Source organism: Aeromonas sp. ASNIH2 (assembly GCF_002934795.1).
In the GTDB taxonomy this organism is placed as follows: domain Bacteria; phylum Pseudomonadota; class Gammaproteobacteria; order Enterobacterales; family Aeromonadaceae; genus Aeromonas; species Aeromonas caviae.
In genome coordinates this window covers 218,710-233,031 of the sequence record NZ_CP026406.1, presented here as the reverse complement: position 1 = coordinate 233,031, position 14,322 = coordinate 218,710, and the positions used below count along the sequence as shown (strand labels likewise).

The following is a 14,322-nucleotide window of genomic DNA, read 5'->3' as shown; positions in this document are numbered from 1 at the left end:
TGGTTAATGTCATCGTCCTGCATCAGGAGGATGACATGCGCTATATCGATTTACGAAGTGATACCGTGACCCAACCCACGGAAGCCATGCGCCAGAGCATGCTGCATGCCGAGGTGGGAGACGATGTCTATGGGGAAGATCCCAGCATCAATGCGCTGGAGCGCCGCGGCGCCGAACTGCTTGGCAAGGAGGCGGCCCTGTTCGTGCCCTCCGGCACCATGTCCAACCTGCTGGCCATGATGAGTCACTGCCAGCGTGGGGAAGGGGCCGTGCTGGGGGCGGCCTCCCACATCTATCGCTATGAGGCTCAGGGCTCTGCCGTGCTGGGCTCGGTGGCCCTGCAATCCGTCCCCATGCAGGCGGACGGCACCCTGGCCATCGAGGATGTGCGGGGGGCCATCGCTCCCGATGATCCCCATTTCGTCCAGACGCGCCTCGTCTGCCTGGAAAATACCCATAACGGCAAGGTGCTGCCATTGACCTACCTGCGCGCCATGCGCGAATTCGTCGACGAGAAGGGGCTGAAGCTTCACCTGGACGGGGCTCGCCTCTTCAATGCGGTGGTGGCGAGCGGGGAACCGGTGGCCGCCATCGCGGCGCCTTTTGACAGCATCTCCGTCTGCCTCTCCAAGGGACTGGGGGCACCGGTGGGTTCCCTGCTGGTGGGATCGGCTGCGTTCATCGCCCGCGCCAGACGGCTGCGCAAGATGCTGGGGGGCGGCATGCGCCAGGGAGGGATCCTGGCCCAGGCCGCCCTGTTCGCGCTGGATCAGCACGTTGCCCGGCTGGCGGATGATCATCGCCGCGCTAGGCGTCTGGCAGAGGGGCTGGCCGCCTTGCCAGGCATCGCACTCAACTTGGGGGAGGTGCAGACCAACATGGTATTCCTGCGCCTGACCCAGGGAGATCCCGCCACCTTGCTGGGTTTCATGAAGGAGCGCGGTATTCTCTTCTCCGGCTACGGGGAGCTCAGGCTGGTGACCCACCTGCAGATCACCGACGATGACATCGACGAGGTGATCGACGCCTTCACCGAGTACCTGAGTGGCTGACGCCATTCCCCATCGCAACAACAAGGGCGCCATCGGGCGCCCTTGTTGTCATGGCAGGGTCGGTCATCCCTGGCGCTGGCCGGTGATCAGCATGGCCTCGTCGGTGGCGTCATAGATCATGATGGCCAGGTGGGTGACCTCTCCGGCGAAGTCGGCCAGCGGCACCAGGGTCAGGTTCTGGTACATGTAGGGGGCCGATCCCGTGATGGGGCGGTAGTTGGAGAAGCGCAACAGGTAGGGGCGCTGCTCCCAGGTGCTGAAGGCACGGTTGTTGAGCTTGAACACCATGTTGGCCTTGCGCTCGAACCAGGCCTTGTCCACATCGGGGAAGAGCGAGAACAGCCCTTGATCGCGCACCTCGCCTGCCAACCGGCCGCTGTGACTCTCCATGAAGCCGTTCCACACCTGGATCCGGTACTCCCTGTCGAGCACGACCAGCCCCACGTCCAGATTCTGGACGATGTTCATCAGCCAATGAAATTCCCGAATGTCCATGGTCACTCCTGGTGGTTGCTGCCGCGGGACGGTCAGAGCATGTGCATGATCTTGTTGTTCATGGTGGCGATGGAATCTTCGGTAAACAGCAGCAAGAGATCGCACTGCACCGCATAGCCCTGCACCCGATAGTTGATCTCGATGGCCAGAGTGCGGCGCCAGCGGCTCTGGTTGGTCCGAATGAGATCCTGAATGGGCCTGTGCTGGCCCAGCACCACGGGGTGACCCTGGCTAAAAGGGGTGTCGAGCTGGTTGGCGTAGCCGCGCAGGAAGGCGCCGATCAGCACGTTGGCGGTGTCCATTAGCAGTTCCAGCTCGGCGCCGTGATCCAGCTCCCCCTGATGGTTCATCAGGCGGGCCAGGTCCTGGAAGCTGGCATCGTGGAACAGCAGCAGGGCCTCCCCGGCGATCCCGGCCCCGATGAAGCCTTGACAGACCGCAGAGAGCGTCTCCGACTCGGCGGCGGCCGAGAGCGCCATGTGCAGCTCGGAGACCTCCAGCACGTTGACGTTGGGGATGGGGAGCAGCACGAAGGCGCCGAGCAGGCGGGCCAGCAGATCCGCCCCCTGGCCCATGGCGACGTTGGCCAGCTCCTGATAGACATCCCGCAGCTCGGGGGTGAACTGGATGCTGCTCTGGGCAGCCTGGTGGCTGGCGACGGGCTGGGGCTGGATGGCCGTCACCTGGGTGGCCGATTGCCACAGTCCGTGGCGCTTGAGCAAGGCAAGGAGGGTGTCCGGGGAGGCCGGCTTCTTGATGAAATCGAGGGCGCCAAGGGCCATGACACGCTCATGGGCTTCCGGCTGGATGTCGCCGGAGACCACGATCACCTTGCTGCGCACCCCCTCTCGCTTGAGGGTCTCGAGCACGCCATAACCGTCCATCTCCGGCATGGTGAGATCGAGAAAGATCAGGTCCCCGTGCCCCATCAGGATCTGCTCGACCCCTTCCAGCCCGTCCGCTGCCTGGTGCAAGGTGACATCCCAATCGGCGGGCAGGGCGCGCACCAGCTGTTTGCGCGCGAACCCGGAGTCATCACATATCAATACATTCATAGTGTTAGCCGACCTATGCAACGAGGATTGCGCTAAGTGTGGGTCATCAGCCGTCAGATGCAACGGGCAGCGGCTGCGCCGGTGAAAATTGATCGTTCTGCTGACGGGTGCGATAGCGCTCGGAGTGCTTCTCGACGAAATCGGCGAACATCTTAACACGCAACGGGGTGAACCGGGGCTGGCAATGGAGCATGTAGAAGGGACGTTTTCCCGACTGCCAGTCCGGCAGGACGGGGACGAGCTGACCATCTTGCAGGAAGGGGTGCACGTAGTGCTGCGGGGCGTTGACGATGCCGAGGTGGCGCTGGGCTGCCCGCACGGCGGCCTGGGTCTGGTCGATGCAAAGGCGGGGTGTGCGCTTTATGCAGACCGTCTGTTCGTCCCGCCCGCTCAGTTGCCAGTGCTGGTGGGGCCAGCAGTAGATGAGATCGTGCTCTTCCAGCTGGGTCGGGTGGGAGGGCACTCCCATCTTCTCCAGATAGAGGGGGGAGGCGAACAGACCGTACTGGATGTGACCCAGACAGAGGGCGTTGGGCAGGGTCTGGGGAAGCTCGCCGTTGAAAAAGACCAGGTCCCTGTCCTGATCCGCCTGGAGGGCATGGTCGTTGGACTGGCGGATGTCAAACTGTACCCCGGGATAGCGCAGGCCGAAGTCCGCCAGCATGTCGACCAGGATGGTGTTGGAGAGGGCGATGGGGGCCGCGAGGCGGATGAGGCCGCTGATGTCCGTCTCCTCACCCCGGATTTCGCCGGTGGCCTGCTCTATTTCCGCAAGGGGGGTACAGAGGCGCTCGTAATAGCGCAGCCCTTCGTCCGTGAGACGCAGCTTGCGGGTGGATCTGTGCAGCAGGCTGCATCCGAGCTGCTCTTCCAGTTGGGAGATACGTCGACTGATGGTGCCGGTCGGCATGCCCAGCGCAGCGGCGGCGTGGGAGAAACCGCCCTCTTGCACCACCTTGACGAACAGATAGAACTCTTCGATGTACTTCATAAGCGGTTTTAGGGGGTGTTCTGGCTGTAACAAGCCAGTGACCTTATGAAGAGTCACCGGGCTTGGCAAGCGCAATCCGGCGTTTAATTGATCTGGATTAGATTCGACTCGCGCTGGTATTGCTGGAGCAGATGGACGAAATCTTCCGGGGATCTGTCCAGGCTGTTGTCGGGCACCAGCAGATCGTACCCCAGCAGATCACGCAGCCGTGCCATGCGGTTGCCGAGCATGGCGATCACCCCCTCATAGCGCTGGCCGGAGGGTGAGCAGAAGCGGCTCTCCTCCAGCAGTCCCTCTCCCAGGAGCCCACTGCCGCACCCTCCGGTCGGGCAGTTGGAGCGCTCGCTTCGCATGGCCTGCATCAGCACGGCGCGCTGCTCAGTGAGCAGACGGACGGCGAGCCGGGGTGTGATCAGCGTCAAAAAAGCGTCGTAATCCTTTATTTTCAAACCGATGTAGGGCAGCTCCACCAGATCCCACCCCAAATGGATACGTGGTTGGTCAATTCGCTGAATATTTCTCCATTTCAGGATCCAGCCGCCGTACTTGTGATGGTATTGCAGGCAGTCCTGACACAAAGAGAGACTAAAATGAGGCTCACCCAGTTTCCAAACCCCGACAAGAATTGTCATCAGGCCCGCCAGGAGGAGGGAAATGGCGGGGATTAGTAGTTGTTCACGAAGAAAAAAAAGTATAAAAATCATAGCAATGGTTATCACCATGCCCAACAATACCAGTGTGAGTCCATTTCTTCGTACCATGGGGATCACATGTAGCGTTTTCATATGATTTCGGCCTTTTTTCATCCGTTTGTTATCCGATTATGGGCCGGAACAGATTTTGTACCAGCGTGAATGCTCCTGTCAGGGGGCGCAAGCGACTGGTTCGACCATGAGCTTTCAGCATGAATCATCACTCAACATGAATACGCTAGACGAACGCCTGCTCACCGTGATGGATGTCCTCCACACGCCTGTCTGGGTCTATGACATCCAGCGTCATCATATTTACTGGGCCAACGATGCTGCCCTCGGGCTCTGGGAGGCGAGCTCCCTGGCCGAGCTGAAGTCCCGGGATTTCTCCGCCGACATGGCCGCCGCCATCGATCTGCTGCTGCAGCGTTATCTCGGCGATTTCCAGCAGGAGCGCAGTTACAACGAGTGGTGGACCCTCTCACCCAAGGGGGTCAAGAAGCAGGTCTATCTGCGTCTTTCCGGAATCCAGCTTGCCGGACGGCAGATGATGATGGCGGAAGCGGTCATCGATGCCGACACCCTCTATCAGGAGTCCTCCCTCGCCACCGGCGACACCCTGGCCTGTCTCTTTGACAACGAGGGGCGCCTCGAGAGCGGCAACCATCACTTCGACATGTGCTTTGGCACCGGCATTCTGACGCTGCCCCAGATCTTCTCCGGTGCGGACGAGGCCTTCTATCGTCGCCTCTCCCGTCTGGACGAAGTGGTGGCTGAAGGGGAGTGTCGCACCCAGAAGGGGATGCGCTGGTTCCAGTACCAGTTTCGCCATATCCAGCAGGGGGCACGGATCCTGCTGACCATGCGGGACATCACGGATCGCAAGCTCGAAGAGCTGGAGCATCGCCACCTGGCCTGGCACGACTCCCTCACCGGGCTGCTCAACCGCTACGGCCTGATGAAATCCCTGGAAGCCTATTGCGGCCTCGGGGGGCGCTTTGCCCTGGTGTTCATGGATCTGGACAACTTCAAGCTGGTCAATGACAACTACGGCCACAAGGCCGGGGATCGCCTGCTGGAGCGGGTCGCCGGACGGCTCAAGCAGATCTGCCCGCGGGATGTGGAGCTGGCGCGCCTTGGCGGGGACGAGTTCACCGCCCTGGTGCCCCTCAACCAGGCGAGCGATCGGGCCCAGGAGGTGGCGGATCTCATGCTCTCCCAGATGAGCAAGCCACTGCAGCTGAGTGGTGTCCCCGAGGTCACCATCGGCGGCAGCATCGGCATCGCCATCTACCCGGACGACGCGGATGACGGCGACAACCTCATCACCCGTGCCGACATGGCCATGTACCAGGCCAAGCAGATGGGGCGGCTTCGCTGGCAGCGCTTCACCCCCAGCATGCAGCAAAGCCTGCATCGCAAGCTGACCCTCAAGCAGTTTCTGGCCAAGGCCGTCGGTCGGGGGGAGCTCAGCCTGCGCTATCAGCCCCAGGTGGATGTGGCGCAAGGTCGGGTCATCGGTTTCGAGGCCCTGGTACGCTGGTACAATCCCGTGCTCGGCCATGTGTCGCCGGCGGAGTTCATTCCGCTGGCCGAAGAGATGGGGCTCATCCGGGAAATTGGAAGCTGGGTGCTTTCCACCGCATTGGCCCAGATGGGGGAGTGGCAGCGACAGGACGGGGTGAGGGTGCCGGTGTCGGTCAATCTCTCGGGCTTCCAGCTCTCTGCCAGTTTGCCGGAGCTGGTGGCCCAACTGCTCGAGGCATTCTCGGTGGAGGCGGCACTGCTGACCTTGGAGCTGACCGAGACGGTGCTGATGCTCGACATGAAGGGGTGCATCGAGATCCTCGACGCCCTGAGCGAGCAGGGGATCAAGATCGCCATCGACGACTTCGGGACGGGCTACTCGTCGCTTGCCTACCTCAACCGGTTGCCCATCGACACCATCAAGCTGGACCGCTCCTTCGTGGTGGGGCTCAACCTGCCGGTGATCCGGGCGACGGTGGCCATGGCCACCAGTCTGGGGCTTGGGATCCTGGCGGAAGGGGTGGAGGAGGAGCACGAGCTTGCGGCCCTGCAGACTCAGGGCTGCCACGTTTTCCAGGGATTTCTGTTCAGCCGTCCCATGACCCCGGAAGAGGTGGCGGCGGCGGGGTTCGCTGTACAGTGCCGGCTGGGCCGCTATCCCCTCGCAAACCATTGAGCAAGTTGTTGATAAATGTGCGGCATCTCCCATTTATGAAGTGCGAGATGCCAAATTAAACATAATTAATCGAATTTTTGTCTCATATCATGGGATCCATTAGACGTTATCGCTAGTATGCGCGCTCATTCCTTGGTAATGGAGTATCACCATAATGAGTCAAGCTGCAGTGAACGAGCGTCCGGCCCCTCCCAACGGCTGGTTGAACCGCTTTCTGAACGGGGTGGAGAAGGCGGGCAACAAGCTGCCGGATCCCGCCATGCTCTTCCTCTATGCCTTGCTGATCGTCTGGGTCGGCTCCTGGATAGGCTCCCAGTTCTCCTTCGATCTGGTCAATCCCCGCACCGGAGAGGCCGTGGTCATCAACAACCTGTTAACCGGGGCAGGGCTGGCGGACTTTCTCGCCAGCATGGTCACCACGTTCACCGGGTTTGCTCCCCTTGGCATCGTGCTGGTGGCCATGCTGGGGGTCGGGGTGGCTGAACAGTCCGGTTTCATCAACACCGGGCTCAAGAAGCTGCTCAAGGTGACGCCGGCGCGCTTTCTGACCCCCATGCTGATCCTGGTGGCCATCGTCAGCCATACCGCCGCCGATGCCGGCTATGTGCTGGTGATCCCCATTGGCGGCATCATCTTCCATGCGGCGGGTCGCCACCCGCTGGCGGGGATTGCCGCAGCCTTTGCCGGGGTTTCCGGCGGGTTTGCCGCCAACTTCCTGCCCTCCGGCGGGGATGCGCTGCTTCAGGGTTTTACCCAGTCTGCAGCCCAGTTGTTCGACCCTGACTACATGGTCAACACCCTGTGCAATATCATCTTCACCGGCGCTTCTTCCTTGCTGATCATCTGCGTGGGCTGGTTTGTCACCGAGAAGATTGTCGAGCCGCGCCTCAAGCAAGTGCCCCTCAACGAGGATCTGGAGAGCGCCGACGAGATGGGTCGTTACAGCGCCCAGGAGAGCCGGGCCTTCAACTGGGCCGGGTTCGCCATGCTGGCGGCCGTGGTGCTGCTGGGGCTGGCGCTGGCCCCCGGCGACTCGCCGATGAGGGCACCGGACGGTTCCCTCACCACCTTCGCCGCACCGGTGATGAAGTCCATCGTGCCCCTCATCTTCCTGCTCTTCATCCTGCCCGGGATCGTCTATGGCTTTGTCGCCGGCAGCTTCAAGAGTGGCAAGGATGTGATCGACGCCATGTCGGCCACCATGAACAAGATGGGCTCCTACATGGTGATGGCCTTCTTCTGCGCCCTCTTCATCAAGGCGTTCGGGGACTCCAACCTCGGTACCCTGCTGGCGCTCTCCGGTGCCGAGGTGCTTCACGCCCTGGCGTTGCCGGGAGAGGTGACCATCGTCGGCATCATACTGCTGACGGCCACCGTCAACCTGGTGGTGGGCTCGGCCTCCGCCAAGTGGGCCCTCATCAGCCCCATCCTGGTGCCCATGCTGATGGCGGTGGGGATCTCGCCCGAGCTGACTCAGGCCGCGTATCGGGTGGGGGATTCCGCCTCCAACATCATCACCCCGCTGATGGTCTTCTTCCCCCTGGTGGTGGTCTATTGCCAGCAGTATGTGAAGAGCACAGGCATCGGCACCCTGGTCTCCATGATGCTGCCTTACTCCCTGGCCTTCCTGGTGAGCTGGACGGGCTTCCTGCTGATCTACTGGGCGCTGGGGTTCCCGCTTGGGTTGCAGGCCCCCTATGTCTATCCTGCCCCTTGAGGGTGACGGGGGGCCTTGGGCCCCCCGCTTTTTTTGGGTAGAGTGTGCCCTTCATCCCGGAGGTACCATGAACCCGACCATCGATCTCATTCTTTCCCATCGCTCCATTCGCCAGTTCACCCCAGAGCCCGTCAGCGCAGAGCAGCTGGATCAGATCCTGAGCGCCGCCCAGAGCGCCGCGAGCTCCAGCTTCCTCCAGGCCAACAGCATCATCCGGGTCACCGACAAGGGGCTGCGGGCCACCCTGGCGGAGCTGGCCGGCCATCAGGCCTATGTGGTCGAAGCGGCGGAGTTTCTGGTGTTTTGCGCCGACTACCATCGGCACAGCCAGATAGTGCCGGAGGCCCGCACCGGCTTTGTGGAGCAGCTCATGATCGGGGCCATCGACGGCGCCCTGATGGCGCAAAATGCCTTGCTGGCGGCCCAGTCACTTGGGCTGGGCGGGGTCTATATCGGCGGCATTCGCAACAATCCGGCCGAGGTGAGCGAGGTGCTGGGTCTGCCCCATCAGGTGATCCCGCTGTTTGGCCTCTGCCTGGGCCATCCCGCCCAGCGGCCGGAGCAAAAACCGCGGCTGCCCCGGGCGCTGGTGGTGCACGAGAACCGCTATCCTGCCACCCTGGACCGCGCCCTGCTTGCCCGGTACGACGGGCAGATCCACGACTACTACCAGGCCCGCAGCAGCAACAACAAGGATCAGACCTGGAGCGGGCAGATCAGGGGGATCCTGGGCAAGGAGGCGAGGCCCTTCATGCTGGGATTCCTGCAGTCGAAGGGTTTTTGCCTCAAGTAATGGGGGCGGCGGGCGATATGGAGCATGACGCACCGGATGCGGTCACCGCCTGCGAGCGTTCTTGTGAGGCAATACGGGATCTGGGCGCTACCCTATGAGGCTAAGCTGTTGTAGGATCTCGCAATTGGATTGGGACTGGAGTGTGAACACCCTATGATTTTAACCCTGATATTGCTGTCAATCGGCGCACTCCTGTTTCTGGTCATCGCCTATAACGTGGTGCAGCAATACAAGCAGAAGGCCGAATCGGACAAGCGCCAGGCCATTGCCCGTCACAAGGCGGTGGCAGACGAGACCGAAGAGGTGTTGCTGAACGTCAACCTGGTGCCCTTTTCCAAAAACATGGTGCTGCTGTTGCAACACCGGATCCTGGATGCCTACCGTGCCATCGCGCTGGTGATGCCCAATGCGCAGGTCAAGCAGCGCATCGCCGACGTCCAGCTTCAGATCAAGAACGTGCAGGAGAACTACAGCAGCCAGGACGAGGGGCATTTCAAGACGCCGGAGTCCGACCGCCAGGCCATCCAGATGCTGCAACTGGCCAAGAAGATGCGGGCCGTGCTGCGGGTCGAGCACAACAAGGGCAAGATAGATCCCCAGGGCTTTGCCCAGGAGGATCGCCGCCTCGAGCTGATGCAGCTCAAGATCAACATCGCCAACCTGCTCAAGCGTGCCATGGATGCCCAGATCCAGGGGCAGTACGGCACCTGCCGCCAGCTCTACACCAAGGGACTGGGGGCGCTGGCCAATGTCACCGACAAGGATCCCTACCTGCTGGCGCGGGAAGAGGACATGCGTCAGGGGATGCGCCAGCTGGAAGAACACCTGCAGCAGCACAGCGAGAAGGAGCTGCAAAACATCAAGGACAAAGAGACGGACGAACTGGACGTCCTGTTCCAACCCAAGAAGAAATGGTGATCATGTCACATCCCCTGGATTCCACACTGGGGCCCATGGCCCCATTTGTTTGCCAACTGCTCACGGAAATGCGTGCCGTCATGGGAGTCAATGGCTCCCCCGTGGTGGATCACCTCTGCTACCGCGCCGCCACCCTGCCGGAATATCTGGAGTTGAAAGTGGTGCTGGCCGCCCACGGAGTCTTGCTGGTGGAGGGGATGATAGGCGGTCGTCCCATCGCCACCTATCGCCTGCACCAGCCCGTCTGCTGGGAGCAGGTGACCGTCCCCTGCATCGAACTGGCCGCCCCCAAGGCGGGCCGAAGCCATCAGGCCGGGCTCGAACATATCGAGTTGGTAGTGCCCTCGCTCACGGCCTTGGTGGCGACGCATCCCGATGTCCCCTTCAAGACCGGCAACATCGATGACAGACGCAACCCGGATATAGGATTGATGCTGCCTTCTGGGCAGATCAAGTTTCATCTGCGCTCGCTTGACGAGGTGATAGACGAAGAGCTCTGCACCGGCGCCGTGGTGCCGGTACCGGCAGACTATTATGGCGGTCTGTGAGGGGAGGGCCCGTTGACGGGAGCCAGACCCTGTGGCGTCAACGCACAAGCGGGCGCCACACGTCCTTTCAAGTGACCGAGCCAGAGGCTCAACCCCGCGGTGATCATCAACACCAGCTCGATGCCGAGTACCAGACCCCAGAGCCCCCCTTGCTCCCAGAAGGGGTGCAGATAAAGCCCACCCAGACTGGCTCCCAGGTAATACCCCACCAGATAGAGCGACGAGGCGAGCGCCCGGTTGTGCTCCACGTGCTGGCCGACCCAGGCGCTGGCACAGGCGTGGGCGAGGAAGAAGCCGAAGCTTGAGACAAGCAATCCCCCGATGATGGCGACAAGGCTCCCCTGCAGCAGGGCCAGACTGCCGAGTGCCATCAAGGTTATTCCCGCCAGCAGCAGACGATGTGCTCCCCAGCGATGGGCCCCGCGGCCGCTCAGTGAAGAGGCGACAGTGCCGGTGAGGTAGGTCAGAAACAGCATGCCGAGCCACTGGGTCGGCAGGGAGAAGGGGGCCTTGGCCAGCAGGAAGGTGAGATAGCTGTACTGGTTCAGGAAGACCATGAAGTTGAGGCCGCCGATGAGATAGGCCCCCACCAGCAGGGGATTGCCAAGGTGACTCTGGATGGCGCGGCGCAGTTGCCCAGGCGCTGCCTCCACGGCCACGAAGCAGCGCTGGGCGGGCAGCAGCCAGATGACCAGTGGCAGCAGGGCGAGGCTGATGATCCCGATACCGAGGAAAGTGTGCTGCCAGTCACCAAACCAGCCAGCCAGCAGACCGCCGACCACCCGGCCCGCGATGCCCCCCAGGGAGTTGGCCGCGATATAGACGCCGACGGCTACGATGAGGGCACGTTTGCTGAACTCTTCCCCCATGTAGGCAATGGCGGTGGCGGGCAGCCCTGCCAGCAGGACGCCTTGCAGGATGCGCAGGCTCACCAGCACATCAAAGTGGGTGACCCAGGGGATGCACAGGGAGAGCAGGATGGCGGCCGCCAGGGTCCACAGCATGATCCGCCGCCGTCCGAACCGATCAGCCAGACGGGCACAGACGAGCAGGGAGCCTGCAAGCCCTGCGGTGCAGCCTGCCAGCGTCCAGCTGGCGGACAGGGCGCTGACCGAGAAAACCTCTGCCAGGAGTGGCAGCAGGGGATGGGTCTGGTAGAGATTGAGGAATACCAGGAAGGAGCCCAGGCTGAGGGCCAGGGTGGCGCGTATCCATTCGCGACTGCCTACTTCGATCATATGGAGTTGTCCCGACGACTTTTGTGCAGGGTAGTGCGACGAGACGTATAAATATAATATATTTAAGTTATCACCCTGATAAATTAAATTGATATGGATCTGAAACAGCTCGGATACCTGCTGGCGGTGCGCGATGCCGGCTCCTTCACTAGGGCGGCCCAGGGGCTGAACGTGGCTCAGCCTGCCGTCAGCATGGCCATCGCCAAGCTGGAGCAGCAGCTCGATCTGCGGCTGTTTGACCGGCAGGACCGCAGCGTGCGCCTCACCCCGGAGGGAGAGGTCCTCTGTCGCCACGCCGAACGGCTGCTGCGCCAGATGCACCAGGCCGAGGCCGAGATGGCCGAGCTCAAGGGGCTGGAGCGGGGGGAGGTGCGCATCGGTATCCCCTACATGATGGGATCCTATTACTTCCCGCCAATCCTGATGGCGTTCAAGCATCGCTATCCCGGCTTGAAGATCCGGGTGGAGGAGGCGGGCACCCGGGAGCTGCTCAGCCGCATGGTGGATGGCAGTCTGGATCTCGCCATCCTCATCACCAGCGATCTGCCACCGGCCCTCGAGGGGGCGCAACTGCTGCGGGAAGAGATGCTGATGGTGGTGGGGGAGGAGCACCCCCTGCGCGGCGCTGAGGCGGTCTCGCTGCCACAGTTCTTCAGCCAGGAGCTCGCCATGTTCCGACGAGGCTTCTACCACAGGGAACACATGGAGGTGTTGGCGCAGGGGCTGGGGGTAGAGCCTGACATCGCGTTCGAAAGCAATCTCATCCCGCTGCTCAAGGCGGTGGTGCGTCAGGGATTCGCCGTGACCACCTTCCTGCGCATGGCGCTGGAAGAGGAGCCAGCCCTCACCGGCATCCCTTTTTCACCCCCCATCTTCCTGGATCTCTGCGTAGCCTGGCGACGGGGGGATCCGCTCTCCATGGCGAACCGAGCGTTGCGGGATTTTTTGCTGGCGCAAGGGGATGTGTCTCATCATTACGCTACAGATACTGAATGATTCAGTGGTATCACCAATAAAAACGCCTCCAATCTGGAGGCGTATGCTGACAAGGTGGATGCAACCTTATTTCTTGAACAGGTGATCCAGCTTGTTTGCCTTGGTGGAGAGATAAAACTCGTTGTGGGGATTGCGACCTTCCTGAAGGGGCACGCGCTCCGCCACCGGGATGCCAAAGGATTCCATCGCCTTCAACTTGCGCGGGTTGTTGGTCATCAGGCGCAGGGACTTGACTTCGAGCGCCTTGAGCATGTCGGCGCAGATGGTGTAGTCGCGCATGTCGGCGGCAAAGCCAAGCGCCACGTTGGCCTCCACGGTATCGGCCCCCTGATCCTGCAGATGATAGGCCCGGATCTTGTTGAGCAAGCCGATGCCTCGCCCTTCTTGACGGACATACAGCAGGACGCCGCGACCCGCCTTGGCGATGTTTTCCAGCGCGGCCTGCAATTGGAAGCCGCAGTCACAACGCAGACTGAACAGGGCATCCCCGGTCAGACACTCGGAATGAATGCGTCCCAGCACGGGTTCGCCGTCTGCGATATCGCCCATCACCAGCGCGGCATGATCCTTGCCCGTGCCGGTTTCCTGAAAACCAACCAGCGTGAAAGTGCCCCAGGGGGTCGGCAACTTGGATTTGGCCACGAGGGTAACGCTGCTCATATGGTTGCTCCTGACTACAGCTGCTTAAAAAAGGGCGGCCAGTTTAGCGCGCATTGTCCGGAACAACCATAAGAACAAAACCTTGCGTGAGAAGTGGGTTAACCCGATTGGTCAGAATAGGTGCAATCACGACGACTTTTGCGCAATTGTGTGCCCTGACAACTGCCAGCGACGGCGCATTCGGGTATAATCGGCGCCCATTAACCCATCCCGACAGGGATGTGTGCAACCAGTCAAGATGCCGAGTGCGCAGGAGAAACGTTATGGCTCAGATGGCCCCCGTGATGACTATTGATGGCCCAAGTGGCGCAGGAAAAGGCACCTTGTGCCAGTTGCTGGCTGAAAAACTGGGCTGGCACCTGCTCGATTCCGGTGCCATCTACCGGGTGCTCTCCCTGGCAGCCCTGCATCACGATGTGGAGCTCGATTCCGAAGCCGCATTGGTTCCCCTGGCCGCCAATCTGGATGTGCAATTCCAGGTAGAAGGGGAGCTGGTCAAGGTGATCCTCGAAGGGGAGGATGTTTCCCGCACCATTCGTACTGAAGAAGTGGGCAACGCGGCCAGCAAAATCGCGGCGTTTCCCCGGGTACGTGAAGCCCTGCTGCGCCGTCAGAGAGCATTTCGCCAAGCCCCCGGTCTCATCGCCGACGGTCGCGACATGGGTACAGTGGTTTTCCCTGAGGCGGATGTGAAGATTTTCCTCGACGCCAGCGCCGAGGAGCGGGCCCAGCGCCGCTATAAGCAGTTGCAAGATAAGGGCTTTGATGTTAACTTTGAGCGTCTTTTAACCGAGATTCGGGAACGTGACGATCGCGACAGAAATCGCGCCGTCGCTCCCCTGAAACCCGCGGAAGATGCTCTTGTTGTAGACTCAACGTCCATGACCATAGATGAAGTGCTGGCAACGGTGCTTGCCTATGCAGAGCAACAACTTGGTGATGTCAGCGCAAACTGATGTCAGTC

General features: G+C 61.4%; 14 protein-coding genes. 8 read left to right on the top strand and 6 right to left on the bottom strand.

Features of this window, described 5'->3' with window-relative positions; genetic code table 11:
• Window positions 1–35: 35 nt before the first annotated feature.
• Window positions 36–1,052, top strand: a complete 1,017-nt coding sequence (ltaE, locus tag C3F36_RS01150) for a low-specificity L-threonine aldolase (protein WP_042016636.1) — start codon at window positions 36–38, stop codon at window positions 1,050–1,052.
• A gap of 63 nt (window positions 1,053–1,115) precedes the next feature.
• Here ltaE and C3F36_RS01145 read toward each other — a convergent pair whose 3' ends face one another.
• The 4 genes from C3F36_RS01145 to C3F36_RS01130 all read right to left on the bottom strand — a co-directional run bounded on the left by C3F36_RS01145 (window position 1,116) and on the right by C3F36_RS01130 (window position 4,225).
• The gene (locus C3F36_RS01145; RefSeq protein WP_039038700.1) at window positions 1,116–1,547 is read right to left on the bottom strand and encodes a PAS domain-containing protein; all 432 of its coding nucleotides are present in this window, start codon (window positions 1,545–1,547) and stop codon (window positions 1,116–1,118) included.
• Between the two features lie 32 nt (window positions 1,548–1,579).
• On the bottom strand, window positions 1,580–2,602 hold the full coding sequence (locus C3F36_RS01140; protein WP_042016635.1) for a response regulator: 1,023 nt from the start codon (window positions 2,600–2,602) through the stop codon (window positions 1,580–1,582).
• Between the two features lie 46 nt (window positions 2,603–2,648).
• Complete coding sequence (locus C3F36_RS01135) at window positions 2,649–3,593, bottom strand: LysR family transcriptional regulator (protein ID WP_039038698.1); 945 nt, start codon at window positions 3,591–3,593, stop codon at window positions 2,649–2,651.
• A gap of 83 nt (window positions 3,594–3,676) precedes the next feature.
• Window positions 3,677–4,225: a DUF2982 domain-containing protein gene (locus C3F36_RS01130; protein ID WP_227263729.1), complete on the bottom strand. Its 549-nt coding sequence runs from the start codon at window positions 4,223–4,225 to the stop codon at window positions 3,677–3,679.
• A gap of 322 nt (window positions 4,226–4,547) precedes the next feature.
• Between C3F36_RS01130 and C3F36_RS01125 the strand changes: the two genes are divergently transcribed.
• The 5 genes from C3F36_RS01125 (at window position 4,548) to C3F36_RS01105 (ending at window position 10,464) form a co-directional block, all read left to right on the top strand.
• Window positions 4,548–6,488, top strand: a complete 1,941-nt coding sequence (locus C3F36_RS01125; RefSeq protein WP_039038812.1) for a putative bifunctional diguanylate cyclase/phosphodiesterase — start codon at window positions 4,548–4,550, stop codon at window positions 6,486–6,488.
• Between the two features lie 154 nt (window positions 6,489–6,642).
• Entirely contained in the window at window positions 6,643–8,205 is a 1,563-nt protein-coding gene (locus C3F36_RS01120) for an AbgT family transporter (RefSeq protein ID WP_042880686.1), read from the top strand.
• Between the two features lie 67 nt (window positions 8,206–8,272).
• A complete protein-coding gene (nfsA, locus tag C3F36_RS01115) occupies window positions 8,273–8,998 on the top strand; it encodes an oxygen-insensitive NADPH nitroreductase (protein WP_010675008.1) in 726 nt (241 codons plus the stop codon).
• A 153-nt stretch (window positions 8,999–9,151) separates the two neighbouring features.
• The gene (locus C3F36_RS01110; RefSeq protein ID WP_010675007.1) at window positions 9,152–9,916 is read left to right on the top strand and encodes a hypothetical protein; all 765 of its coding nucleotides are present in this window, start codon (window positions 9,152–9,154) and stop codon (window positions 9,914–9,916) included.
• Complete coding sequence (locus C3F36_RS01105) at window positions 9,910–10,464, top strand: VOC family protein (RefSeq protein ID WP_104454286.1); 555 nt, start codon at window positions 9,910–9,912, stop codon at window positions 10,462–10,464. Before C3F36_RS01110 ends, C3F36_RS01105 begins: the two co-directional genes overlap by 7 nt.
• Here C3F36_RS01105 and C3F36_RS01100 read toward each other — a convergent pair.
• Complete coding sequence (locus C3F36_RS01100; RefSeq protein ID WP_104454285.1) at window positions 10,449–11,702, bottom strand: MFS transporter; 1,254 nt, start codon at window positions 11,700–11,702, stop codon at window positions 10,449–10,451. The two genes, C3F36_RS01105 and C3F36_RS01100, sit on opposite strands and share 16 nt — an antisense overlap.
• Before the next feature lie 93 nt (window positions 11,703–11,795).
• Between C3F36_RS01100 and C3F36_RS01095 the strand changes: the two genes are divergently transcribed.
• A complete protein-coding gene (locus C3F36_RS01095) occupies window positions 11,796–12,698 on the top strand; it encodes a LysR family transcriptional regulator (RefSeq protein ID WP_103260270.1) in 903 nt (300 codons plus the stop codon).
• 66 nt (window positions 12,699–12,764) lie between these two features.
• Here C3F36_RS01095 and ribA read toward each other — a convergent pair whose 3' ends face one another.
• On the bottom strand, window positions 12,765–13,358 hold the full coding sequence (gene ribA / locus C3F36_RS01090) for a GTP cyclohydrolase II (protein ID WP_010675003.1): 594 nt from the start codon (window positions 13,356–13,358) through the stop codon (window positions 12,765–12,767).
• Window positions 13,359–13,621: 263 nt separating this feature from the next.
• Between ribA and cmk the strand changes: the two genes are divergently transcribed.
• Window positions 13,622–14,314 (top strand): (d)CMP kinase, encoded by a 693-nt coding sequence (gene cmk, locus C3F36_RS01085; protein ID WP_041215039.1) that lies wholly within the window; start codon window positions 13,622–13,624, stop codon window positions 14,312–14,314.
• The last annotated feature ends 8 nt before the right edge of the window (window positions 14,315–14,322 follow it).

What these genes read in the sequence shown, in the direction of transcription:
- C3F36_RS01145 (WP_039038700.1), bottom strand. Translation starts at nt 1,547, where the DNA reads ATGGACATTCGGGAATTTCATTGGCTGATGAACATCGTCCAGAATCTG.
- C3F36_RS01095 (WP_103260270.1), top strand. Translation starts at nt 11,796, where the DNA reads ATGGATCTGAAACAGCTCGGATACCTGCTGGCGGTGCGCGATGCCGGC.
- C3F36_RS01125 (WP_039038812.1), top strand. Translation starts at nt 4,548, where the DNA reads ATGGATGTCCTCCACACGCCTGTCTGGGTCTATGACATCCAGCGTCAT.
- C3F36_RS01135 (WP_039038698.1), bottom strand. Translation starts at nt 3,593, where the DNA reads ATGAAGTACATCGAAGAGTTCTATCTGTTCGTCAAGGTGGTGCAAGAG.
- C3F36_RS01140 (WP_042016635.1), bottom strand. Translation starts at nt 2,602, where the DNA reads ATGAATGTATTGATATGTGATGACTCCGGGTTCGCGCGCAAACAGCTG.
- C3F36_RS01120 (WP_042880686.1), top strand. Translation starts at nt 6,643, where the DNA reads ATGAGTCAAGCTGCAGTGAACGAGCGTCCGGCCCCTCCCAACGGCTGG.
- C3F36_RS01130 (WP_227263729.1), bottom strand. Translation starts at nt 4,225, where the DNA reads ATGACAATTCTTGTCGGGGTTTGGAAACTGGGTGAGCCTCATTTTAGT.
- C3F36_RS01110 (WP_010675007.1), top strand. Translation starts at nt 9,152, where the DNA reads ATGATTTTAACCCTGATATTGCTGTCAATCGGCGCACTCCTGTTTCTG.
- ribA (WP_010675003.1), bottom strand. Translation starts at nt 13,358, where the DNA reads ATGAGCAGCGTTACCCTCGTGGCCAAATCCAAGTTGCCGACCCCCTGG.
- nfsA (WP_010675008.1), top strand. Translation starts at nt 8,273, where the DNA reads ATGAACCCGACCATCGATCTCATTCTTTCCCATCGCTCCATTCGCCAG.
- ltaE (WP_042016636.1), top strand. Translation starts at nt 36, where the DNA reads ATGCGCTATATCGATTTACGAAGTGATACCGTGACCCAACCCACGGAA.
- C3F36_RS01105 (WP_104454286.1), top strand. Translation starts at nt 9,910, where the DNA reads ATGGTGATCATGTCACATCCCCTGGATTCCACACTGGGGCCCATGGCC.
- cmk (WP_041215039.1), top strand. Translation starts at nt 13,622, where the DNA reads ATGGCTCAGATGGCCCCCGTGATGACTATTGATGGCCCAAGTGGCGCA.
- C3F36_RS01100 (WP_104454285.1), bottom strand. Translation starts at nt 11,702, where the DNA reads ATGATCGAAGTAGGCAGTCGCGAATGGATACGCGCCACCCTGGCCCTC.